We start from the raw sequence: 23,980 nt of genomic DNA, 5'->3' as shown, positions 1-23,980 counted from the left end.
TCGGGCGCGCCACCTCGCACCGCGGAGAGCTATCTCACGTGAACGGGCGGATGTCATCTCGTGGGACGCGATCTCATCCTGTGACATGGAGCACCGGGCCATATCTGGACAGAACGACCCACACTCCGTAGCGTCCTGCGCATCACGAAAGGCGGCGGCGCCTGTCGAGACCCGGTCCTCCCGGGGCTCGGCGGTCGTCGCCTTCTGTGTTCCTGGCGCCAGCGTCGCCGTCACACCGGTCAGGTGGGCCCGTATGCCCACCCGGCCGTCCGAGCGGACGACCGAAGGGTGCGACAAGTGGCGACCACGTTCGACAAGCTGCTGATGGAACCACGCCGATCCGAGCAGATCACGATCAAGCCCACCCGAGCCGGCGAGAACGCGCCGGCCCAGAGCCCGTCGCTCATGCTGCTGGTCCTGCTGGCCTGCAGCGGGGTGATCATCTACGCGGTGTTCCTGCTCAACCCGGGCAACCGCGGGGACTGGCTCCCGTACACGCTGGTGCTCGTCGCGGAGTCGGTCCTCGTCGGCCACGCCCTGCTGGCCATGTGGACCGTGCTGTCCAGCGGGCACGACCCGCGCGGATTCGCGTTCCACCATGCGCAGGACCGGCTCTACGACCTGGCCGAGATCATCCGCGACGGCACCGAGAAGGACCCTCGCGCCTGGCGCATGTACCTGCAGGAGTGGCCGATCGACGTCGACGTCTTCATCACGACGTACGGCGAGGACCTGGGCACCATCCGACGCACGGTGTCCGCCGCGCTGGAGATGCAGGGCCGGCACAACACCTGGGTGCTCGACGACGGGCGGTCCGACGACGTCCGCGACCTGGCCGCGGAGCTCGGCGCACGCTACGTCCGGCGCCTGTCCAGCAACGGCGCCAAGGCCGGGAACGTCAACCACGCGCTGACGCTGGCCAAGGGTGACTTCTTCGTCATCTTCGACGCCGACTTCGTGCCCCTGCCGCAGTTCCTGCACGAGACGGTGCCGTTCTTCGCCACCGACGACGTCGCGTTCGTGCAGACGCCGCAGGTGTACGGCAACCTCGACACCGTCATCTCCAAGGGCGCCGGCTACATGCAGTCGGTGTTCTACCGGTTCATCCAGCCGGGCCGGAACCGGTTCAACGCGGCGTTCTCGGTGGGGACCAACGTCATCTACCGGCGGGCGGCCGCGGACTCGATCGGGGGCATCTACTCCGACTCCAAGTCGGAGGACGTGTGGACGTCGCTGATGCTGCACGAGAAGGGCTGGCGGACGGTCTACATCCCGACCGAGCTCGCCGTGGGAGACACCCCGGAGACCGTCGAGGCCTACACCAAGCAGCAGCTGCGCTGGGCGACGGGTGGCTTCGAGATCATGCTCACCCACAACCCGCTGTCGCCCAGGCGGACGCTGACCATGGACCAACGGCTGCAGTACCTGGTGACCTCGACGCACTACCTCACCGGCATCGCGCCCCTGCTCCTGATCCTGGTCCCCCCGCTGCAGATCTACTTCAACCTCACGCCGATGAACCTCACCATCACCCCGCTGACGTGGGTCCTCTACTACGCGGGCTTCTACGTGATGCAGATCCTCGTGGCGTTCTACACGCTCGGCTCGTTCCGGTGGCAGGTGCTCCTGCTCGCCGCCGTGTCCTTCCCGATCTACACGCGCGCGCTGGTCAACGCGGTGCTGCGGCGTGACCAGAAGTGGCACGTGACCGGGCAGAAGGGGGCCTACCGGTCGCCGTTCGCCTTCATGATGCCGCAGGTGCTGTTCTTCCAGCTCCTTCTCGTCACGACGGTGGTCGGCGTGTGGAAGGACCTGAGCAACGGCTACCCGAGCCTCGCCGTGGCCTGGAACGCCACGAACACCGTCATCCTCGGCGGCTTCGTCATCACCGCGTGGCGGGAGGGGCACCGCGCCCGGGCCGCCGCGAAGGTGGCGCGCGCCCCGCGCGCCGACGTCGCCCCCGTCCTGGCCACCGCAGCTACCGGAGGTGCAGCATGACCTGGGCGATCCGTCTTCGACTCCTCGCCGGCACGATCCTCGTGCTGGTCCTGGCCGCCATGGCCACCTACCACCTCAACGAGACCCGGGGCGTCGCCGTGAGCGACTCCGCGCAGATCCTCGCCAAGACCTACGGCGTCGGGACGCCCTACGCCGGCCTGGTCGTCGACCAGCTCGTCGACGTCGGCGACGACGTGAGCACGGGGGACCCGCTGTTCGTCATCGACTCCGCGACCCTCCAGTACGACGTGAAGAACGGCTTCGCCCGCACGTCCACGGAGGCGACGCAGATCGACGCCGACGGACGCCTCGTGGTGCTCGCCACGGGCGACGGGGTCGTCACGGAGATCGCCTCCGAGCGCGGCACCTTCGTCCAGTCGGCCACGCAGCTGGCCACCGTGCAGCGGGCCGACACCTTGTACGTGCAGGCCGAGTACACGCTCACCCCGAAGGAGTACGCACGGGTGGCGGACGACGCCACCGCCACCGTCGTGCTGCCGAACCAGCGCACCGTCACGGTGCACGTCTCGGAGGTCAAGGTCGAGACCGTCGCCGGCGCGGCCCAGGCGGTGCTGATCCTCACGGGCGACTCGCTCGAGGACGGCGCGCAGAACGGGCTGGTGTCCGCCGGCACGCCGGTCACGGCCGAGCTGCAGCTGGACAACGACGGGGTCGTGACCCGGACCGCGAACTCGGTGAAGGACTACCTGGGAGGGCTCTTCGGATGACGACGCGAACCACAGGACCCCTGACCGAGGTGCGACCGCCGCCCACGTCACGACAGAGGTGGTGGGTCCTCGGTGTGGCTGCGGCCGTCGTGGTGGCGCTCGCTGCGGTGCTCGTGGCGGTCGCCCCCTGGGCGGACGGCGACCCGGGCCCCGACGGCGGTGCCGGCAACGGGACCGGCTCCGCCCCCGCGGGTGACGTCAGCGGGCCGCCCGACGCCACGCCGCCGGAGGTCGACACGGCGGCGCTGGTCGCCGCGGTGCCCGGCGAGGCGGTGGCCAAGCTCGACCCGGTGCGCCTCGCGCCCGGCGTGGTCCCGCCCACCAACCGCTGGTACAGCGGGCTGGTGTTCGGCGAGCAGCCCCAGCCGGTGTTCGCCGAGCCGCTCTCGTTCGGGCTCACGGACACGGGCTTCACGCTCGGGCTGCCGGCGCCGTCCGTGGACGCCAAGGTGATCATCGCGCCGCACGTCCCCGCCGTGACCGTGGACGCCGGAGCCGCGTCCGCCCAGATCAGTGCCGCGGACCCGGTGAGCGTGACGATCGATCTGCTCGACGCGTCAGGCGCGGTGCTCGGCACGGTCGTCGTGGCGGCCGGATCGCCGTTCGTCAGCCTCACGGCCGTGCAGGACGTGACCGTCAGCTCGACGGTGGCCGGTGGCTCCTTCACGCCGGGCGACGACGGCGCGGCCACCGCGGACGCCGGGACCTCGCAGTGGGGGCTCGTCGGGGGGACGACCGGCGGCGGGTCGACGACGCTGAGCGCCGGCGAGAGCGCGTCCTGGTACGCGCTGCCTCCCGACGCGACGGCGAAGGCCGCGGCGACCCTGCGGGCCGCGGCCGCCGACCCCGTCACCGGGGTCGACGTGGGCTACGGCGTGGACGACACCGTGGCCCGGACCACGCTCACCTACCGCACGGCCGGGGGGTCGGCGACGGCACACGTGCTCATGCCGCACCACCGGACCGGTGAGCAGCCGGAGCGGCCGGGCTGCGGGCTGGGCACCTACCCGAGCGTCTACGGCGACCTGGAGCTCTGCGCCGGGTCGCAGCTGACGTCGTTCGCGCCCGCCCTGCGGGCCAGCCGGGAGCTCGACCTGGAGCAGATCACGGACGACCAGCGGGCGGCTGTCCTCGACGCGCTGACCGCCGACGTCGCGGCCACCCCGGCCTTCCCCTCCGACACCTACTTCGGTGGCAAGGCGCTGAACCGCGCGGCCTCCCTGGTGGTGCTCGGCGAGCAGCTGGAGGCGCCGGACGTGGTGGCTGACCTGCGGGCGACCACGGTCGCGGCGCTCACCGAGTGGGCCGAGCCGGACGGGTGCACCCGCCGCGACGCCCGGTGCGTGGTCTACGACGAGAGCGCCCGCTCCGCCATCGGGCTCACGCCGTCCTTCGGGTCGGACGAGCTCAACGACCACCACTTCCACTACGGCTACATCCTCGCGGCGGCGGGACTGCTCGCGCAGGACGACCCCTCCCTCGCGGCCGAGGTGGCGCCGGTGATGAACCTGCTGGCGCAGGACATCGCGGCGGCGACGCCGTCGGAGGAGCTGCCACAGCTGCGGTCGTTCGACCCCTACGCCGGCCACTCGTGGGCGTCGGGCACCTCGCCGTTCGCCGACGGGAACAACCAGGAGTCGTCGTCCGAGGCGGTCACCGCCTGGAACGGCCTCGGTCTGTGGGCGCAGGCCTCCGGCCAGCCGGACCTGGAGGCGGAAGCCTCCTGGTTGGCCTCGACCGAGGCGCTGACGGCGCGCACCTACTGGACGGCGCCCGACCTCGAGCAGTTCGAGGGCTTCGAGCACACGATGGTCTCCCTCAACTGGGGGGGCAAGCGTGACTACGCCACCTGGTTCAGCCCCGAGCCGAGCGCCATCCTGGGCATCCAGCTGATCCCGATGGGGCCGGTGCAGGCCGCTCTGGCCGACGGGGTGGACCCGCAGCGGATCCGGGCGTCGGTCGAGGAGGCGACCCCGGGCGGCTACGGCGTGCAGTTCGGCGGGTACCTGCTGATGTACCGCGCCCTGGCCGGGGCGGACGATGCCGCGGCCGCCTGGCAGGAGGCGGCGAGCCTGCCGGACGTCGCCATCGACGACGGCAGCTCGCGGTCCGCGATGCTCGCCTTCATCGCGTCCGCGCAGTCCCGGTCCGGGGGCTGACGGAACAGGCGCTCGCGACGCCCGCTCCCGTTCGGGGGGCGGGCGTCGCGCTGCGCCGGGCGCACGAATTCAGTCCTACGAGCGCTTGACTTTGTTGCCGCGGCGTCCGACTCTTGGGGCACACACCGTAGTGACACGAGTCACTCAGCAGGCGCCTCATCGGCGAGACGCCTCGCACGAGTGGTCCGTGGTCCATCCGAACGGCAGGCGGACCCCGAAATCCGCGGCCGGCTCCACCCGGGGCACGCCCCGCACGCACCGCCCGGCCGACGCAGGTCGGTCAGGACCGACAGGTCGAGCGCAGCGCTGCGCACGTCCGGCCGGCCCGCTCGCTCACCGCTGCCGTCTCGGGACGGCAGCGCCATCGCGCCCTCCGGCCGCGCGCCGACCTCCGGTCGGTGGGTGGGCCGCACCTGATCGGAGAACCGCAGGATGTCTGCTCACGTACGACCGCACGTGTCCCGTCCCACCCTCGATGGACGCCGGCTCGTCGCCATGGTGGCCGTCGCCGCCATGCTGGCGTACCTGGTGCAGGCGATCCTGCTCCCCGCACGCGCCGAGGCGGTGACCGTCGGCGCAGGCAGCTACGCCGAAGGCACGCCGACCGGCGGCGCGGTGCCCACGGAGTGCAACAACACCCCGATCACCAACCCCCGGGCGCACGTGACGTCGAACTTCCCGGCGGGCGCCATCCCCACCAACGACTGGTGGACCTCGCTGCTGTGGCGCAAGTTCAACTGCGCCTCGATCTCCGAGAACCTCATGGCACACCCGCTGTCGTTCCACGCGTACACCAACGGGCTCGGCGTGAGCTACCCGACGACCGCGAGCATCTCCGGGACCGCTACAGGCGTGGGGGAGTACCACTACAACTACGCCGAGGACTTCCGCCTCGGGCTCGCCGGCCTGGACGCCGACGGCAAGGTCGACGGCTACTCGGACTGGACCGTCAGCGAGCTCTGGACCAACGACAGCAGCAGCCTGCGGACCACGTTCGGCCACGGCCTGCCCTTCGTCTACGCGACGAAGACCGGCGGCGGCAACGCCACGCTCACGGGCGCCGCGGCGCCGACCGTCTGGTCCAACGTGTACGACAAGATCGGCTACACGATCAACGGCCACGACTACGCCGCGTACGCGCCGACCAGCTCCACCTGGAACGTCTCCGGGAACACCATCAGCTCGGCGCTCAACGGCGGCACCTTCTTCTCCGTCGCGGTCCTGCCCACCGGCCCCGGGAGCAGCAACGCCGACCGGCTCGCCGCGCTGAACGCCTACGCGCCGTACGCGCACAACCACGTCACCGGCACCAAGGTCTCCTGGGCGTACAACGAGGCCACGGCGAAGATGACCGCGACCTACGCCTTCACCACCACCGCGCGCCAGGGCACCGGCACCGGCACCGGCACCGTCTACGCCCTGTACCCGCACCAGCGGGACAACCTCACCGGCGCGACGCTCAGCAGCTACTCCTACACCTCGCCGCGCGGCCCGATGCGCGTCGTGGTCGGCAGCTCGCAGTTCCAGACCGTGTCGACGTTCAACGGCGTGCTCCCGCAGCTGGCCAACACCGGCTTCCCGGCGGGCTCGGCGGACGCCAACCAGCTCAACGGCTACATCGAGCAGGTGGCCACCGGTGACCCGTTCGCGGGATTCGGCGAGGACACGTACTGGACCGGCAAGGCGTTCGGTCGGATCTCGCAGGTGGCCCACATGGCCAACGCCACGGGCAACACCTCGGCACGCGACCGGCTGGTCAGCTCGATGAAGACGCGGCTGACCGACTGGATGACGGCCTCGCCGGGGGAGACGACCAGGTCGTTCTGGTACAACCAGCCCTGGGGAACCCTCATCGGCTACCCGGCCTCGTACGGCTCGGACACCGACCTCAACGACCACCACTTCCACTACGGCTACTACGTCGTGGGGGCGGCCACCGTGGCGCAGTTCGACCCGGCCTGGGCGGCGACCTCCGCGTACGGCGGCATGGTCAACACGGTGATCAAGGACGCGGCGAACTGGGACCGCACGGACACACGCTTCCCGTTCCTGCGCGACTTCGACATCTACGCCGGCCACGACTGGGCCGCAGGGCACGGGGCGTTCGGCGCCGGCAACAACCAGGAGTCGTCCTCGGAGGGCATGAACTTCGCCTCCGGCCTGATCCAGTGGGGCCAGGCGACGGGCAACACGACCGTCCGTGACCTCGGCATCTTCCTGTACACCACGCAGGCGTCGGCCATCGAGAACTACTGGTTCGACACCGACGACGAGGCGTTCCCGGCAGCGTTCGGGCACTCCACGGTCGGCATGGTCTGGGGCGACGGCGGCTCGTACTCCACGTGGTTCAGCGCCGAGCCCGAGATGATCCAGGGCATCAACCTGCTGCCCAGCACCGCGGGGCACCTGTACCTGGGCTACAACCCGGCATACATCGGCCGCAACATCGCCGAGCTCGAACGCAACAACGGCGGTCCCGCCACGGTGTGGCAGGACATCATCTGGGAGTTCCAGGCCCTGGCCGACGCCCCCACGGCGCTGTCCCAGTTCCGCTCGCAGGCCGGGTCGTACACCGTCGAGGAGGGGGAGTCGAAGGCGCACACGTTCTACTGGCTCAAGAGCCTCGCCGGCCTCGGCACGGTGGACCGGTCCGTGACGGCGAACACCCCGCTGCACGCGGTGTTCGTCAAGAACGGGGTCCGCACCTACCAGGCGGCGAACATGAGCGGCTCGGCGATCACGGCCACGTTCTCCAACGGCGTGACCCTGAACGTCCCCGCCCGCTCGGTGGCCAGCTCCAACACCACCGCACCGGTGGACACCACCGCACCGTCGGTCCCAGCCAACCTGACCGCGTCCGGCACCACGTCGACCGGCACGAACCTGTCCTGGTCGGCGTCCACCGACAACGCCGGGGGCAGCGGGGTCAGCGGGTACGAGGTGCTGCGGGGCGGCACCGTCGTCGGCACCGCGTCGGGCACCACGTACGCGGCGTCCGGGCTGTCGCCCGCGTCGACGTACTCGTTCACGGTCCGTGCGCTGGACGGTGCGGGCAACCGCTCGGCCAGCAGCGGCGCGGTGTCCGTCACCACGCCGGGCGGCGGAGGCGACACCACGGCGCCGTCCGTCCCCACCGGCCTCGCGGCGTCGGGCACGACGTCCTCCGCGACGACCCTCGCCTGGAACGCGTCGACCGACACCGTCGGCGTCACCGGGTACGAGGTCCTGCGCGGCGGCACGGTGGTCGGCTCGACCGGCAGCCGGACCTTCACGGTCACCGGTCTGGCGGCGTCCAGCACCTACAGCTTCACGGTGCGGGCGTACGACGCGGCCGGGAACCGGTCCGCAGCCAGCGGACCGGTCACGGTGACCACCCTGCCCACCTCGACGGGCGTCGACGCCACGTCCCGCATCCAGGCCGAGGCGTACAACGGCATGGCCGGGGTGGCCAAGGAGACGACGCAGGACGTCGACGGCGGCCAGGACGTCGGCTGGATCGCGAACGGTGACCACCTGCGCTTCGACAACGTCAACTTCGGCAGCACGCCGCGGTCGACGTTCAGCGCACGGGTGGCCTCGGGTGCGGCCGACGGCATCAGCGGGCTGGTGACCGTGCGGCTGGACAGCCTCACGGGCCCGTCGATCGGCAGCTTCGCCCTCAGCAACACGGGCGGCTGGCAGATCTGGCGGACCGTGCCGGCGAACATCCAGGGCACGACAGGCACGCACACGGTGTACCTGACGTTCGAGTCCGGGCAGCCGGCCGACTACGTCAACATCAACTGGTTCACGTTCCAGTAGCACCAGGACGGACGACGGCCCGGTGGCGCACCCGCGCTGCCGGGCCGTCGGCGTCGGCGCCCACGGGTGCGGTCGTCAGGTGTCGTCAGGTCGAGTCGCGCGCGACCACGTGGATGACGTCGCTCGGCTGCGCCGGAGGCAGGTCCTGCTCGTCCAGCGCGGCCAGGACGGCGGCCGCGAGGTAGCTGGCCTGCGCGTCGATGGCCTGCCACACGGTGGTCAGGGCCGGCGCGGCGAGGCGCGCGGCCGGGATGTCGTCGACCCCGATGACGGCGACGTCCTGCGGGGTGCGCAGACCCTCGGCGCGCAGGCCGGCGAGCACCGCGAGCGCGACCTCGTCGTTGTAGGCCGCGACGGCGGTCACCGGTTCCGCGCCGGACCGCCAGGCGCGCACGGCCTGTGCTGCGGACGGCACGTCGAGCGCGAGCGCCTCCACCCGCGGAGCGGGCAGCCCGAGCCGCGCGCACTCCTGCACCACCCCGGCGAGCCGCCGGTCGGCGAACGCGGCCAGCCTGTCGTCGCTGGGAGCGGCGTACGCCAGGTGCCGGTGGCCGCGGCTGGCGAGGTGCTCGACCTGGAGCCGCCCGATCGCGGTCTGCGGGACCGAGAACGTCCCCGGGTGCTCCGTGCTCTCGTCGAGCGTGCTGCCCACCACCTGGATCCCGGCCTGACGCATCGCGCGCTCGTCCGACTCGGCGAACGGCGCGAGCCCGAGGACGGCGCGGGGTGTGACTGCCCGCCACAGCTCGGCCAGGGGGCGCGGACCCCGGTCGTGGTGGACCAGGAGCGACAGGCCGCGGTCGGCGAGCTCGGTGGTGAGGTGGTCCAGCAGGGTGTCGATGACGGGGCCGATGGTCCAGTCGGGCAGGACGCAGAGCACCAGGTCGCTGCGGCCCGAGCGCAGCGCCCGGGCGGCGGCCGACGGGGTGTAGCCCAGGCGGGCGGCCGCGTCGCGCACCCGCTGACGGGTGGCCTCGGGGATGGCGACCCCCGCTTTGCCGTTCAGCACGTAGCTGACGGTCGTCCGGGAGACACCGCTCTCGCGCGCGACGTCGGCACTGGTCAACCGCGCCACGGACCCTCCCTCACCGGATTGCAGATCTGCGGCCCACCCTAGTGCGGCCGTACCGCCCGGCGATGCCGCGACTGGGCCGGTGGTCCCAGGGCGCAGCCGTCCGCCCCGGGCACGATGGGCGTATGAGCCTGCACGTCTCCGGCGGTCTGCTGCTGACCGGTCCCTCCGCCCGTCCGCTCGCCCTGCCGGCCGCACTGAAGCCCGTGCTGCTCGAGGTCGCCGACCGGCTCTTCCACGAGGCGCTCGCCGCCCGCGTGGCGCACCACATCGACCGGGTGCGTCTGGGGCTGCCGGGGCTCGTCCCCGCCGGATCGCCCGCGTCCGTCCTCGGTGCGCTGGTCCGACAGGTCGCCGTCGAGACGGTGGACGCGATCCGCGACGACACGGCCCGCCACCGCGTGCTCGACCTCGGTGTGCGCGTCACGATCCTCGCGCACCCGGAGCGCGAGGACGCGCTGCTCGGCATCGTGCATGCCGAGCGGGCCGAGCTGCGCGAGGCGGTGCAGCGGCTCGACGGCGTCGAGGAGTACGCCTACCTCGCCGAGGAGAGTCCGCGCCTGGCGGCGCAGGAGTGGCAGGAGCGGGCCCGGGTGTGGTCCCACGCGCTCCGCAACGGTCGGTACGCCGACCTGGGCTGGACCTGGTCGCTGTTCGGTCGCTACCCGGAGCAGACGCTGCGGTGCCTGGCGGCGCCGGACACCAACACGCTGATCGACGTGCTGCCCGGCGAGAACGACCGTGCGCGGTACCTGGCCGGCGCCCTCGGGAACACGCGGTCGGCCAAGGACGCGAACGCGTTGGCCGCGGACCTCTCCGCCGCCCGAGCGGCGCTGGCGCCCATCGGGGCCGACGACCTGGCCTGATCGGTCAGGTCGCCGCCCCCGGCGGGCGTGCGAGGTCCTACTCGCCGAACCAGGCGTGCACGCGCTCGACGATCGCGGCGTCGAACCGGTCGTCGTCGTGCCGCGCGCGCAGCCACTGCGAGAAGCTGCCCCCAGCGGAGGCGTCGGCCTCGCGCCGGCAGGCGTCCGGCTCCGTGACGGCGCGCAGGAGCATCTGCTCCGCCTCCGCCGGGGTGCGGTAGAGGAACGGGTAGCTCTCCGGCAGGATCGCGCGCGCCCACGGGCGGTCGGGCAGGACGCCGACCGCACCGGCGACGAGCGCCTCGATGTACTCCAGCCCGTACGACTCGTCGGTGGCCGTCGCCAGGAAGGCCGTGGTGCGCGCCAGCGCCGCCCAGTAGTCCTCGCGGGTGGCGGTCAGCGGACCGACCCAGGCCCACTTCTGCAGCGAGAGCCTCATGGCCTTCTCGGACGCGAGGTGCGACTCGTGCAGGCGGGCCTCCACGCGCACCGGCGTGCGCTTGGCCACTCGCTCGACCACGTCGAGGAACAGCTGCGGCTGCTTGCGCTCCGACAGGTAGATGGCCGGGTAGAGGATGACCGGCACGTCCGGGTCCTTGCGCGCCAGCACGTGGTCGAGCCGGATGCCGAGGTTCACCCAGGCGACCTCGGCCTTCTCGGCCAGCGACGGGATGGTCCAGCGCTTGACCATCTCGCGCACCTCGCCCGCGGTGCGCTCGGAGTTGGCGAACGTGGGGAACAGTGCACAGGACAGGGCGACGGCCGCCCGCTCGACGGGGTGGGCGAACTGGGAGGTGCCCAGCCAGACGAAGTTCATGACGTGCGGCTCACCGCCCGAGGCCGCCAGCGTGCGCCACACGCCGACCGTGTCGGCCGGTGACATGTTGATGACGATCGTGTCGTCCGGGTCCACGAACTCGAGCGGGAGCAGGTCGAAGTCGGCGCCCCGCCGCGGACCGGGCGCGACGAGGATGGACCCGGGGAAGATGCGCAGCAGGCGCCGCACCAGGGTGGCACCCGCGTCGTGCCCGGCGACGTGGCCGTCGGTGTCGACCAGGACGTCGGGGTTGCGGACGGCGATCCTCATCGGTCGGCCGCCTTCGCGTCGACCAGGAGGCGCTCGGTGTCGGCGGTCACCGGTTCGACGACGGGTGCCGCACCGTCGTCCCCGTCGTCGCCCTGGCCGACCGGCTGCGCCTCGTCGGAGAGCGTGGAGCGGATCCGCATGCCGTAGAACGAGCGGTACACGAAGAAGGCCGACGCGAGGAAGAACACGGCCGCGAGCGTGAGCACGAGGGTGTGCAGGCCGTCCGCCGTGAGCCTGACCGAGAGCTCCACCGCCAGCAGCCCGAACAGGGTGGTGAACTTGATGACCGGGTTGAGCGCCACCGAGGACGTGTCCTTGTACGGGTCGCCGACGGTGTCACCGATGATCGTGGCCTCGTGCAGCGCGGTGCCCTTTGCGTGCAGGTCGATCTCGACGATCTTCTTCGCGTTGTCCCACGCGCCGCCCGCGTTGGCCATGAAGAACGCCTGGTAGAGGCCGAACACGGCGATCGAGATCAGGTAGCCGATGAAGAAGTACGGCTCGACGAACGCGAAGGCCAGGGTCGAGAAGAACACGCCGAGGAACATCGTGAGCATGCCCTGCTGCGCGTACTGGGTGCAGATCTCCACGACGCGGCGGGAGTCGGCCTCGCTGGCCCTCGTCGCACCGTCGAGGCGGATGGTGGTGCGGATGAACTCGACGGCCCGGTAGGCGCCGGTGGTCACGGCCTGGATGGAGGCGCCCGTGAACCAGAAGATCACGGCACCACCCATGACCAGGCCGAGCAGGAACGGCGGGTGCAGCAGCGAGAGGTTCTGCAGCCCGGTGGTCAGCCCCTCGGTCAGGCCCATGATGATCGAGAAGATCATCGTCGTGGCGCCGACCACGGCGGTGCCGATGAGCACCGGCTTGGCGGTCGCCTTGAACGTGTTCCCGGCGCCGTCGTTCTCCTCGAGCATGGTCTTGGCGGTGTCCCACTCGGGCGTGAACCCGTGGTCCCGCGCGAGCTCGGCCTCGATGTCGTCGATCTCCTCGATCATCGAGAGCTCGTAGACGCTCTGGGCGTTGTCCGTCACCGGACCGTAGGAGTCGACCGCGATGGTGACCGGCCCCATGCCCAGGAACCCGAAGGCGAGCAGGCCGAACGCGAACACCGCGGGCGCCAGCATCAGCGTGTCGAGGCCCAGCTGGGACAGCAGGAACGCGCCGCCCATGAGACCGACGATCGTGGTGCCGAGCCAGTAGGCGGAGAAGTTGCCGGCGACCAGGCCGGACAGGATGTTCAGCGACGGACCACCCTCGCGCGAGCTCATGACGATCTCGCGGACGTGGCGGCTGCCGGTCGACGTGAACGCCTTGACCAGCTCGGGGATCACGGCGCCGGCGAGCGTGCCGACGGCCACGATGGTCGCGAACACCCACCACAGCGACGCCGTCGCCCCCTGGCCGAGCACGAGGTAGGTCGTCGCGTAGGTGGCGGCGACGCAGATGGCGGAGGTCACCCAGACGAGCGAGGACAGCGGGGTCTCGAAGTTCATCCGCTTCGCGTCCCGGTACTGGTGGCGCACCCAGGCGTCGTTGACCAGGTAGGAGAGCGCGGACGCGATGATCATCACGGCCCGGACGACGAACATCCACACCAGGAGGGTGGCCTGGACCGCCGGGTCGTGGACACCCAGCAGCACGAACGTGATGAGTGCGACGCCCGTGACGCCGTACGTCTCGAACCCGTCGGCGCTGGGGCCGACGGAGTCTCCCGCGTTGTCGCCCGTGCAGTCGGCGATGACGCCGGGGTTGCGCGCGTCGTCCTCCTTGATCTTGAACGCGATCTTCATCAGGTCGGCGCCGATGTCGGCGATCTTGGTGAAGATGCCGCCCGCGATCCGCAGCGCCGCCGCACCGAGCGACTCGCCGATGGCGAACCCGATGAAGCACGCGCCGGCGATCTCCCGCGGCAGGAACAGCAGGATGACCAGCATCATGAACAGCTCGAGGCTGATGAGCACCATGCCGATCGACATGCCCGACTTCAGCGGGATCCGGTGCACCTGCAGCGGCGTGCCGCGCAGGGCGGCGAACGACGTGCGCGAGTTGGCGAACGTGTTCACCCGGATGCCGAACCAGGCGACCGCGTACGAGCCGGCCATCCCGAGCAGGCTGAACCCGATGACGATCGAGACCTTGCCCCAGGGGAAGTCGATCAGGAAGCGGTAGTAGACGACGATCACCGCCGCGATGAACACCCACAGCATGAGCAGGAACTTGCCCTGCTTGACCAGGTACGCCTTGCACGTCGAGTAGATGAGCTCGGAGATCTCGAGCATCGACGCGTGCACCGGCAGGCGGCGCAGCTGGACGAACGCGACCAGGCCGAACCCGAGGCCCAGCACGCACACGACGAGGCCGAGGCCGAGCAGGAGCCGTCCGGAGACGCCGCCCATCACCGTCACGGCGCCGAGGTCGGGGAGCGCCAGGCTGGCCTCGCCACCGGGTCCCGGCGGCTCCGCGGTCGAGTAGGTGGTCCAGAGGGCGGTCATGGTGCGCACGGGGTCCCCGTTCGTGACGTGCTTCGGCCTTTTGGTTCGAACCTAGGCCCGGGTTTCGCCGCCGAATGTGACCTAAGTCTCGGACGCCCGGTGCATCCGTCGGCGCCCCTCGGGACGAAGGAGGTCCGTCGCCTCGTGGCGCCATGAGACGTGGAGGATCACCGTGGGCATCCAGACCTCGCTCGACGCGCTGCGCGCGGCGGACCAGCTCGTCGACGCGATGCGGCTCGCCGACGAGCTCGCGTTCGAGGCCAGCCGGGACCCCGGCGTGCGGACGATCCGCGTGCTGACCGCCGCGCTCGACGACACCGACCAGCTGGTCGCGATCGGCGCGTTGCACGCGCTCGGCACGATCGCCGACGACGAGGCCGCGCGCGCGCTGGTCCGCCAGCTGTCCAGCGACCGGCTGTTCGTGCGGGAGCACGCGGCGTGGGTGCTCGGGTCGGTGCTGCCACGGCCCGAGGCGATCGCCCGGCTCATCGCGATGACCGTCGGCGGAAGCTTCGGGGGGATGCTCGCGCAGCGGACGCTCGAGCAGTGGTCCGCCGGGGCGCCCGAGGCCGTCGCCGTCGGTCTCGAGACCGCCCTGCTCGGCGTCGTCGAGCCGGCTGCACGTGCCCGCGTGGTCGAGACGCTGGGCCTGGTCCAGCACGTGATCGCGGTGCGGCCGCTGCTCGCCCTCGCCGCGGACGCCGCCCAGGACGAGCAGGTGCGCGCCGCCGCGGTGGCGGCCCTGGGGCGCCGCCCCGGCGACCGCGCCGTGCTGGGGCTGCTCGACGCGCTCACCGTGGAGGACGACCACCTGGCGGACGTCGCCCGGCTCGCGCTCGTCGACATCGCCGCCCAGAGCGCGCCGGAGCGCCAGACTCCGCGCGACGGGCTCACGGTCGCCCAGCTCTTCCTGCACGCCGACATCGACGCCCGGCTCAGTGCGGCCGGCGCGGGCGACAACGGCGGCATCGCGACCCTGCTCGTGCGGCTGGGAGACGCCCTCGTGGCGCCGGGCGTCGACGGGCCGGCGCCGGTCACGCGCGTCCTGACCATGTCGCGCGGGTCGGTGGCCCAGGCGGCGGCGGACCTGCGCACGATCCACGACGGGGGCCACCTGTACGGGCGGGTCCCGCTGCAGCAGGACCTCTCGTCGTCGCCGAACCCGTGGTCGCTGCGCGTGTCCGCCCGCCGAGGCATCCGTCGGCTCCTGCACGCGGCCGGTGGTGTGGACGTGATCCACCTGCGGATGGCCGACGTGGGCAGCCTCGCCGCGGCCGACGTCGCGCGCGAGCTCGACATCCCCGTCGTCTTCACCGTCGCGCCGGACCCCCACGCTGTCATCCGGTCGCTCGACCTCGCCGGCCGCCTCACCCGTGCGAACTTCGGCGACGTCGACGAGGTGGACCACTTCTGGTTCCGTGTGCGGCTGGTGCAGCGGCTCGCGGCCAACGCGTCCCACACCGTGCTGTTCCCGCGGCCGGCGCTGCAGCGCGACATGCGCGAGCTCGTCGGCATCGACCTGACCGCGCACCCCGAACGCCACACCGTGGTGCCGGAGGGGGTGGACCTGCAGGTGGTCGACCGCGCGCTGACGGAGGCGCAGGCCCATGCCGCCGGGTCCGCACCGTCGCCCGCCCTGGCGCAGCTGCGTGAGCTCGTCGAGACGCTGCCCGTGGTCCGCCGTGGCCTGCCGCTGATCGTGAGCGTCGGTCGCCTGCACCGGGTCAAGGGGATGGCCACGCTCGTGCGGTCGTGGGCCGGGGGCGAGCTGAGCCGGCGTGCCAACCTGCTGGTCGTCGGCGGCGACCTGGAGCACCCGTCGGTGGACGAGCGCGAGCAGCTGGACCTCATCGACTCGCTCGTGCCCGCGCACGGGCGAGCAGCCGCCGGCCTGCTGCTCGCGGGCCACCGACCGAACGACGTCGTCGCGCGCTGGGTCGCGGCGGTGCGCACCGGCCTGCCTGGCCTGAGCGCGCCGCGCGGCATCTACGTGTGCGCGAGCCTCAAGGAGGAGTTCGGCATCGCCCTGCTCGAGGCCATGGGGTCGGGCGTGCTCGTGGTGGCGCCCAACGGCGGCGGGCCGGCCACCTACGTCGACGAGGGTGACACGGGCTTCCTGGCTGCCACCTGGGACGCCGACCGGCTGACGGCGGCGATCGGTGCCGCGCTCGACGCCTCGCTCGCCGAGACCGACGACCGCCGCGCCGACCGGTCGCACGCGACGGTCGAGCGGAGCTTCACCATCGGGCGCATGGCGGCCCTGCTGGACGACGTCTACGCCCGGGTCGCGGCGGACGAGCTCGCGGCGCGCTCGGCCCTGGTCGGTACCCGGTGACGCTCCTGGTCATCAGCCCCGACTACGCGTCCCACCTGCTCCCGCTCGCGGCGCTCGGCGCGGCGTGGCGGGACGCGGGGGAGCGAGTGGTCGTCGCCTCCGGTCCGGCCACCGCGCGGATCGTCGAGGAGTTCGGCTACGAGCGTGCCGACCTGCAGCTCGGCCGCGGATCGAACCCGGGGGTGATCCGCGCCGAGCGGCAGCCGCGCGACGAGGCGGACTCGCTGCGGGGGTTCTTCGACGCGACCCGGCGGGGCATGGTGGCGACGCTGAGGTACCAGGCGCGCGAACGCCTGGTCGACCTCATGTGGCAGCCCGTGGAGAAGGGGCGGGCCACGCTCGACGTCGTGGACACCGTGCGTCCCGACGCGATCCTGGTCGACCACCTCGCGTACAGCGCACGGTTGGCGCTCGGGGCCGCGGGGGTCCCGCACGCCGACGTGGTGCTCGGCCACCCGACCGCCCTGCCCGTGGGCTCCGAGGTGTACGGCCACCCGCCGGCCTGGCCGCGGGCGTTCACACCCCGTGCCGACGAGCTGGCGGAGCTCGAAGCGCTCTGCCACCGGGTCGCGGCTGGGTTCACCGCCGAGTGGAACAGTGCGGCCGAGCAGCTGGACCCGGGGGTGGTCCCCGTCGCGGACGCGTTCGCGCAGCACGGGCCGCTCGTCCTCTACCACTACCCCGAGGAGCTCGCGGACCCGGACCGCGCCGACCTGCTGCCGGCCCACCGGTACCTCGGTGGCTCGCTTCGGGCGGAGCCCGACGACCCTGAGGTCGACGCCTGGCTGCGGTCGGACGAGCCGTTCGTGTACGTGAGCTTCGGCAGCTTCCTGTCGGTCCGCGGCGACGTGCTGCACCGGGTGGTGGCGGCACTGCGCGGGGCCGGCGTCCGGGCCTCGATCGCCAGCGGGTCCACCCCCGCCGCGCAGCTCGGGGAGCTTCCTGCGCGCTGGCTGGTCCGCGAGCACCTGCCTCAGGTCCGCCTGCTGCGCGCGGCCGCCGTCGCGGTGACGCACGGCGGCAACAACTCGGTCACCGAGGCGGTCGGCACGGGCACGCCGATGCTGGTGCTGCCGTTCTCGACGGACCAGTTCGCGGGTGCGGCGGCCGTCGACCGGACGGGAGTCGGGGAGGTGCTCGACCCCAACGCGGCATCCGTGGCCGAGCTCCGGGCGGCCGTCGAGCGGCTGCTGGACCTGTCGGGCCCGGGGGCTCGGACGCTGCGACGTGCGGCGCTCGCCCTCGATGCGGAGCCCGGGCCCACCCGGGCTCTCCGCGCCGTCGCTCCCCGAGGAGCCGGCGTCATCCCGCCGTGGTGAGCGTGCGGATCCAGGTGTCGGCGAGCCGGGCCGCGAAGCGCTCGGTGGACCACCCGCGCTCGTGCACGAGCAGCGCCCAGTACTCCGGGCCGTTCATGCTCCAGACGACGTCCGCCATCTCGTCGTCGTCCAGATCGGTCCGCAGCTCGCCCGTCCTCCGCAGGTCGGCGACGAGGTCCCGCATGTTCGCCGCGCGCCGCGCGGAGATCATCTCCCAGAGCTCGCGGCAGTCCGCGTCCGTCGCCGCCGCCTCACGCAGGGCCAGGTACACCGGCCCCAGCCGACCCTGGATGTCGGCGACCGCGTGGGCGTAGATCTCGATCTTGGCCCGGGCGGTGGTGGCCTCCTGGATCCGTCGGACGTACCCGCGCTGCTCCGCCGGTACCGCGTGGTCCGTGCCCGAGATCGAGGTCTCCACCACCTCGCGCAGCAGCGCAGGCTTGCGGCCGACGGCGGTGTACACCGTGTCCACCGCCACCTGCGCCCGGGCGGCGACGGCGGCGACGGTGGTACCGCCGTACCCCTCGGTGAGGAACAGGTGACGCGCCGCGCGCACGACGGCGGACCGCGTGGCGGCGGCCTGCTCCGCCCGCTTGGCGGAGCGGTACGGCCGGGCGGCACCGTTGACGTCCCGAGCCATCCGCACCTACTCTCCACCTATTCGTCCGAAGTGCTGTCGGGCGAAATATAGCAGGGAGTGCGAGATGAGTGTCGAGAGCATGCAGACCGTGGTGATCGGCGGCGGGCAGGCCGGCCTGGCCGCCTCCCAGGCGCTGTCCGCGCACGGGCTGCCGCACGTCGTCCTCGACGCCGCCGCACGGATCGGGGACTCCTGGCGTGCGCGCTGGGACTCCCTGCGGCTGTTCACCCCGGCCCGCTTCGACGGGCTCCCCGGCCGCCCGTACCCGGGCGACCCGTGGGCGCTGCCGACGAAGGACGAGCTGGCGGACTATCTGGAGGCGTACGCCGCGGACCTGACGCTGCCGGTGCGCACCGGCGTGCGGGTGCAGCGACTGTCGCGGTCCGAGGGTCGGTACGTGGTCGAGCACGACGCAGGGGTGCTGCACGCCGAGAACGTCGTCGTGGCGACCGGCTTCGACCGCGTGCCGCGGGTGCCGGGATTCGCCGCGGAGCTGGGCCCGGACGTCGTGCAGCTCGACGCGAGCACCTATCGCGGACCGCACCAGGTCGGCCCGGGCGACGTGCTGGTGGTCGGCGCGGGCAACTCGGGAGCGGACATCGCCCTGGAGCTGGCGGCGACGCACCGCACCTACCTGTCCGGCCGGCACCCGGGAGAGCTGCCGTGGCGGATCGACAACCCCCTGGTGCGGCCTCTGAACCGGCTGGTGTTCTGGGCGTTCCGGCACGTGCTGACCACCTCCACACCGGTCGGTCGGCGCGCACGGGCCGACGTCCTGGCGCACAGCGGACCCCTGATCCGCGTCCGGTCACGCGACCTGACCCAGGCCGCGGTCACGCGGGTGCCGCGGACCACCGAGGTGCGCGGGGGGCTGCCCGTCGTGGCCGACGGGCGCGCGCTGGACGTGTCGACCGTCGTCTGGTGCACCGGCTTCGAGCCCGACCACAGCTGGATCGACCTGCCGGTGTTCGATCGCGCGGGACAGCCCGAGCACGACCGGGGAGTCACCGCGGAGCCCGGCCTGTACTTCCTCGGCCTCGTCTTCCAGCACGCGCTCGCGTCCTCGATGCTCCAGGGGGTCGGTGCCGACGCCGCCCACATCGCTCGCCGGGTCGCGGAGCGCGCCGCCGCGGTCCGCGCGGGTGCGGCACCGGTGAAGGCCCAGGGGCCTCTCCCGCGCTAGCGTGCCGTGTGCGCAACTCCGAGCGGGGACCGGCCGGCGACCCGCGACGCGTCGCCTGGATCGACGCCCGGAACGGCGTCGCCGGCGACATGCTGCTCGGCGCCCTCGTCGACGCCGGGGCCACCCTCGAGACCCTGCAGGGCGCCATCGACGAGGTCATCCCCGGCACGGTCACGCTCAGCTCCCGCCAGGTCCTGCGCGCCGGGATGCGGGCGACCAAGGTCGACGTCGAGCTGGTCGCCCCGGACCAGCCACACCGCCTCTGGACCGAGATCCGCCACCTGCTCAGCTCGGCGCCGGGTCTCGATGACACGGTCCGCGAGCGTGCCCTGACCGTCTTCCGGCGGCTCGCCGAGGCGGAGGCGCGCGCGCATGGGATCGACCCGGAAGAGGTGCACTTCCACGAGGTCGGGGCCTGGGACTCGATCGCGGACGTCGTCGGGGTGTGCGCGGCTCTCGGGGAGCTCGGGGTGGTGCACGTGACCGCGGGTGCGGTCGGGCTCGGCTCCGGCAGCATCAGCACGGCGCACGGCCAGATCCCGGTCCCGGTGCCCGCGGTGCTGGAGCTCTCCGCCGGCTGGCGCGTCGTCGCCGGCGGTGCGGGGGAGCTGGCCACCCCGACCGGGATGGCACTGGTGACCGCGCTGAGCGCCGCGTGCGAGGACCTGCCGGCCGTCACCGTCGCTGCGGTGGGGGTCGGTGCGGGGACCCGGGACACCGCCGGGAGGCCGAACGTGGTGCGCGTGGTCCTCGGCGCGGCCGTCGAGACGGAGGCGGACCTGGAGGACTGCGTCGTCCTCGAGGCCAACATCGACGACCTCGATCCGCGGGTCTGGCCGAGCGTGCTCGCGACCCTGATCGAGGCCGGCGCGTCGGACGCCTGGCTCACGCCGATCCTCATGAAGAAGGGTCGGCCGGCGCACACGCTCGCCGTCCTCGCGTCGCACGACTCCGCGGCCGGCCTGCGGGCCCGAGTGTTCGACCTCGTGCCGACGCTCGGCGTGCGGGAGACGCCGGTGCGCAGGTCCGTGCTGGACCGCTGCTGGCGCACGGTCGACGTGGACGGTGCGGCGGTGCGGATCAAGCTCGGGCACCGGCAGGGGATCGTGGTCACCGCGACGCCCGAGTTCGAGGACGCCGCACGCGTCGCGCAGGAGTCGGGGACCCCGGTGCGGCACGTCCTGGGTCGTGCGGCCGCCGCCGCGGACGCCGCCGGTCTCGTGCCCGGCGCGCCTGTCCCGGACTGACCGTCCGTCAGGAGTCGACCGGTGCGGCGATCTGTGCCGCGAGGTGCCCCGCGCCGTACCCGTTGTCGATGTTGACCACGGCCACGCCGGGCGCGCAGGACGTGAGCATGGTGAGCAGCGGCGCCAGCCCCTCGAAGGCCGCGCCGTACCCCACCGAGGTCGGTACCGCGACCACCGGGGCGGAGACCAGGCCCGCGACGACGCTGGGCAGGGCGCCGTCCATCCCGGCGACGACCACGACGACCCTGGCGCGACGCAAGAGCTCCAGCCGGCCGAGCACGCGGTGCAGGCCCGCCACCCCCACGTCGACCACCAGCTCGCACGCGCGGCCGAGGTAGGTCGCGACCAGCAGCGCCTCCCGCGCCACGGGCAGGTCCGACGTGCCCGCGGCGGCCACGACGACGAGTCCGCCCGTCGGGTCCGGCGCCGCGGCCGGCCAGGCCAGCAGGCGGGCCTCGACGTCGTACCGGGCGTCGGGCAGCTCGGCGAGCACGGCGTCGGCGTGCTCCGGGGCCGCGCGGGTGAACAACGTCGGGCCGCCGTGCTCCCGCACCGCGGCGGCGATCAGACGGACCTGCGCGGGGGTCTTCGCCTCGCAGTAGACCGCCTCCGGGTACCCGCGGCGGTGTGCCCGGTCGTGGTCCAGCTCGGCGACGTCCCGCAGCGCCGCGGGGGGCTGCCAGGGGTGGTCAGGCATGCGCGCCGACCAGCGGGAGCGTGAACGCGCCGGACTGGATGCCGCCAAGATCGAGCGCGACGAACCGGAAGCCCGCGGCGCGCACGGCCCGGTGGACCTGCGCGCGGACCTCCGGCTCGGTGGCCCGGGGGAGGTCCTCCGGCGGCAGCTCGATCCGCGCGACCTCGCCGTGGTGCCGCACCCGCGAGTCCGGGAAGCCGAGGGCGCGCAGCGCGGACTCGGCGGCGTCGATCTGCCGGAGCTTGTCGGGTGTGACCTCCTCGAAGTGCGGGATCCGGGAGGCGAGGCACGGGGCCGCGGGTTTGTCGGCGCACGGCAGCCCGAGCGCGCGGGCGATCGACCGGACGGTCGCCTTGTCCAGGCCTGCGTCGGCGAGGGGACGCAGGACGTGGTGGTCCGTCGCCGCGGCGGAGCCGGGACGGTCGGGCCGGCGGGTGTCGTCCGCGTTCTCCCCGTAGGCCACCGCGGTGAGGCCGTACCGCGAAGCGACCTCGTCGGAGATCCGGGTGAAGAGCTCGTCCTTGCAGTGGAAGCACCGGTCCGGACCGTTCGCGCGGTAGGCAGGGTTGTCGCCCTCGCGGGTCTCCACCTCGACGATCGGTGCACCGATCGCCGCTGCCACGGCATGGGCGGCCGTGCGCTCGTCGGCGGCGAGGCTGGGGGAGACGCCCAGGATCGCCAGGGTGCGATCGGGGCCGAGCGCCCGCACGGCGAGCGCGAGGAGCACGGCGGAGTCCACGCCGCCGGAGAAGGCGACGCCCACTCGTGCGGGCTGCCCGAGGGCCGCGGTCACCCGGTCGGCGGCAGCGTCGAGCTCGGCGGGCAGGGGTGTGCCGGGTCCGAGCACGATGGCCTCCCTGGCTGTCGGACGGTTCGGGGTCCACTGTGCGTCCTTCGCGCCCCGGCGGCTACCCGTCCCGGTACTGGCTGTCGACCGGGATCTCGCCCAAGATGGCAGGTGTCGGAAGGAGCTGCGGCCATGACCGTCATCTCGATCGAGTTCGCCGTCGTCGACTACGACGCGTTCCATGCCCTGTGGGAGGAGGACCGCACGAACCGGGCCACCCTCGGCGTGCGCAGCTACCGGATCCTGCGACCGCTGGACGACGACCACGTCGTCACGCTCCACTACGAGGTGGACGACGCGGCCCAGGCCGAGGCCGTGGTCGCCGCCCTGCGGACCATGCTCGAGGCCGGACCGATCGGCAAGATCGTGTTCCGTCCGGACTTCCGGATCTACGACGAGGTCGCCGCGGGTACCTACGCCCGCTGACGCGGAGGCGTGGTGGCCACCGAGATCGTGGTGGTCATCGCGTGCGAGGAGCCGGCGTCGAGGGTGAGGGCGTGCTCGTGCACGTTGCCCGTCTCGACGCACACCATGCCGGTCCACTCGTCGTCGCCGAAGTCGGGCATGGAAGCCGACTTGGCGGTCCACGGGTTCCAGACGACGGTGTCGGCGGACCCGGTGGCGTCCACGACCAGGTCACGGCCGCCGGTTGGATCGTGCACGACGACCCGACCCGGCTGCGGGTAGAGGCGTTCGGTCTCTCCCGTGAGCCGCAACGGCTCCCCGGCGGCCGGCTCCGCGCGGTCCCGGTGCAGCCGGTCGACGAAGGGCGCGTGCTCGAGCCCGGTGATCGCGGCCTGCTGCACGTCCGACACGGCGAGGTACGTGTGGAAGGCCTCCGCGTAGGTGAGGGGGACGGCTCCCACATTGGACACCTCGAAGCGCAGTCCGAGCTCGGTCCCGACGCTGACCTCGTAGCGCGCCTCGAACAGGTCCGGACCTTCCAGCGCGAAGGTGAGGACGACGTCCGCGCCGCGTTCGGCAGCCTCGACCAGGGTCCACTGCGCGGTCCGCGCGAACCCGTGCAGCGGGCCGTCGCCGGTCGGTGCGGGGCCGAACCAGGGGAAGCAGACCGGCACCCCGCCCCGCAGCGGCGCCCCGGGGGCGTACCGGCTCTCGGCGCTCATCCAGAGCACGGGCTGCTGACCGGCGGGCATCCAGGAGGCGACGTGCGCCCCCTGCAGGTAGACCTCTGCCGACGCCGACGGGGTCGACACCCGCACGAGCGCGAGGCCGCCCTCGCCGACGTCGACGCGCACCGACGCCGGCAGGGTGGACCCGACTGCCGGACTCATGCGGTCTGCTCGGTGCGGTCGCTGGTCCACTGGGTGTGGAAGGTGCCGTCGGTGTCGGTGCGCTTGTAGGTGTGGGCGCCGAAGAAGTCGCGTTGGGCCTGGATCAGGGCGGCGGGCAGCCGCTGGGCGCGGACCCCGTCGTAGTAGGACAGGGAGGACGCGAACGCGGGGGTGGGGACCCCGTGCAGGGCCGCGCCGGCCACGATGC

The 23,980-nt window shown here is 72.7% G+C and carries 17 protein-coding genes and 1 pseudogene; 10 read left to right on the top strand and 8 right to left on the bottom strand.

Annotated elements, in window-relative coordinates:
• Positions 1–297 precede the first annotated feature (297 nt).
• From RYN42_RS09220 to RYN42_RS09205, 4 genes are all read left to right on the top strand, one after another.
• On the top strand, positions 298–1,998 hold the full coding sequence (locus tag RYN42_RS09220) for a glycosyltransferase (protein ID WP_315095475.1): 1,701 nt from the start codon (positions 298–300) through the stop codon (positions 1,996–1,998).
• Complete coding sequence (locus RYN42_RS09215; protein WP_315095474.1) at positions 1,995–2,726, top strand: HlyD family efflux transporter periplasmic adaptor subunit; 732 nt, start codon at positions 1,995–1,997, stop codon at positions 2,724–2,726. Before RYN42_RS09220 ends, RYN42_RS09215 begins: the two co-directional genes overlap by 4 nt.
• A 74-nt stretch (positions 2,727–2,800) precedes the next feature.
• Positions 2,801–4,885, top strand: a complete 2,085-nt coding sequence (locus tag RYN42_RS09210) for a glycosyl hydrolase (RefSeq protein WP_315095473.1) — start codon at positions 2,801–2,803, stop codon at positions 4,883–4,885.
• Between the two features lie 456 nt (positions 4,886–5,341).
• Positions 5,342–8,686, top strand: a complete 3,345-nt coding sequence (locus tag RYN42_RS09205) for a glycosyl hydrolase (RefSeq protein WP_315095472.1) — start codon at positions 5,342–5,344, stop codon at positions 8,684–8,686.
• A gap of 85 nt (positions 8,687–8,771) precedes the next feature.
• Here the strand turns inward: RYN42_RS09205 and RYN42_RS09200 are convergent, their stop codons facing one another.
• Positions 8,772–9,761: a LacI family DNA-binding transcriptional regulator gene (locus tag RYN42_RS09200; RefSeq protein ID WP_315095471.1), complete on the bottom strand. Its 990-nt coding sequence runs from the start codon at positions 9,759–9,761 to the stop codon at positions 8,772–8,774.
• Between the two features lie 122 nt (positions 9,762–9,883).
• Here RYN42_RS09200 and RYN42_RS09195 point away from each other — a divergent pair, with 122 nt between their 5' ends.
• Complete coding sequence (locus RYN42_RS09195; RefSeq protein ID WP_315095470.1) at positions 9,884–10,624, top strand: hypothetical protein; 741 nt, start codon at positions 9,884–9,886, stop codon at positions 10,622–10,624.
• Between the two features lie 37 nt (positions 10,625–10,661).
• Here the strand turns inward: RYN42_RS09195 and RYN42_RS09190 are convergent, their stop codons facing one another.
• Both RYN42_RS09190 and RYN42_RS09185 read right to left on the bottom strand, forming a co-directional pair.
• On the bottom strand, positions 10,662–11,711 hold the full coding sequence (locus tag RYN42_RS09190) for a glycosyltransferase family 1 protein (RefSeq protein WP_315095469.1): 1,050 nt from the start codon (positions 11,709–11,711) through the stop codon (positions 10,662–10,664).
• Positions 11,708–14,209 carry a sodium-translocating pyrophosphatase gene (locus RYN42_RS09185; protein WP_315095490.1) on the bottom strand — a complete coding sequence of 834 codons (2,502 nt, stop codon included), beginning with the start codon at positions 14,207–14,209 and terminating at the stop codon, positions 11,708–11,710. Before RYN42_RS09185 ends, RYN42_RS09190 begins: the two co-directional genes overlap by 4 nt.
• Positions 14,210–14,381: 172 nt before the next feature.
• On the opposite strand from RYN42_RS09185, the gene RYN42_RS09180 reads away from it, so the two are divergent.
• On the top strand, positions 14,382–16,544 hold the full coding sequence (locus RYN42_RS09180) for a glycosyltransferase (RefSeq protein WP_315095468.1): 2,163 nt from the start codon (positions 14,382–14,384) through the stop codon (positions 16,542–16,544).
• Positions 16,541–17,863, top strand: a complete 1,323-nt coding sequence (locus tag RYN42_RS09175) for a glycosyltransferase (protein WP_315095467.1) — start codon at positions 16,541–16,543, stop codon at positions 17,861–17,863. Before RYN42_RS09180 ends, RYN42_RS09175 begins: the two co-directional genes overlap by 4 nt.
• Here the strand turns inward: RYN42_RS09175 and RYN42_RS09170 are convergent.
• Positions 17,847–18,503, bottom strand: coding sequence for a TetR family transcriptional regulator (locus RYN42_RS09170; protein ID WP_315095466.1), 657 nt, complete (start codon positions 18,501–18,503; stop codon positions 17,847–17,849). The genes RYN42_RS09175 and RYN42_RS09170 overlap by 17 nt on opposite strands.
• A 64-nt stretch (positions 18,504–18,567) precedes the next feature.
• On the opposite strand from RYN42_RS09170, the gene RYN42_RS09165 reads away from it, so the two are divergent.
• Both RYN42_RS09165 and larC read left to right on the top strand, forming a co-directional pair.
• Complete coding sequence (locus tag RYN42_RS09165; protein ID WP_315095465.1) at positions 18,568–19,686, top strand: NAD(P)-binding domain-containing protein; 1,119 nt, start codon at positions 18,568–18,570, stop codon at positions 19,684–19,686.
• Between the two features lie 8 nt (positions 19,687–19,694).
• Positions 19,695–20,933, top strand: coding sequence for a nickel pincer cofactor biosynthesis protein LarC (gene larC / locus RYN42_RS09160; RefSeq protein ID WP_315095464.1), 1,239 nt, complete (start codon positions 19,695–19,697; stop codon positions 20,931–20,933).
• Positions 20,934–20,940: 7 nt separating this feature from the next.
• Here the strand turns inward: larC and larB are convergent, their stop codons facing one another.
• Together larB and larE are read right to left on the bottom strand one after the other, a co-directional pair.
• The gene (larB, locus tag RYN42_RS09155) at positions 20,941–21,630 is read right to left on the bottom strand and encodes a nickel pincer cofactor biosynthesis protein LarB (RefSeq protein WP_315095463.1); all 690 of its coding nucleotides are present in this window, start codon (positions 21,628–21,630) and stop codon (positions 20,941–20,943) included.
• A complete protein-coding gene (gene larE, locus RYN42_RS09150; protein WP_315095462.1) occupies positions 21,623–22,477 on the bottom strand; it encodes an ATP-dependent sacrificial sulfur transferase LarE in 855 nt (284 codons plus the stop codon). The genes larB and larE overlap by 8 nt, the downstream gene beginning before the upstream one ends.
• Before the next feature lie 132 nt (positions 22,478–22,609).
• Between larE and RYN42_RS09145 the strand changes: the two genes are divergently transcribed.
• A complete protein-coding gene (locus RYN42_RS09145) occupies positions 22,610–22,903 on the top strand; it encodes a hypothetical protein (RefSeq protein WP_315095461.1) in 294 nt (97 codons plus the stop codon).
• Here the strand turns inward: RYN42_RS09145 and RYN42_RS09140 are convergent.
• Together RYN42_RS09140 and RYN42_RS09135 are read right to left on the bottom strand one after the other, a co-directional pair.
• Positions 22,891–23,772 (bottom strand): D-hexose-6-phosphate mutarotase, encoded by an 882-nt coding sequence (locus RYN42_RS09140; RefSeq protein WP_315095460.1) that lies wholly within the window; start codon positions 23,770–23,772, stop codon positions 22,891–22,893. The two genes, RYN42_RS09145 and RYN42_RS09140, sit on opposite strands and share 13 nt — an antisense overlap.
• Positions 23,769–23,980: pseudogene (locus RYN42_RS09135) on the bottom strand (NADP-dependent phosphogluconate dehydrogenase); the annotation flags it as partial. The pseudogene RYN42_RS09135 and the gene RYN42_RS09140, both read right to left, overlap by 4 nt.

This window comes from uncultured Cellulomonas sp. (assembly GCF_963527515.1).
Lineage (GTDB): Bacteria > Actinomycetota > Actinomycetes > Actinomycetales > Cellulomonadaceae > Cellulomonas.
The sequence above is the reverse complement of the archived record's forward strand: the minus strand, read 5'-3'. Positions and strand labels throughout refer to the sequence as shown.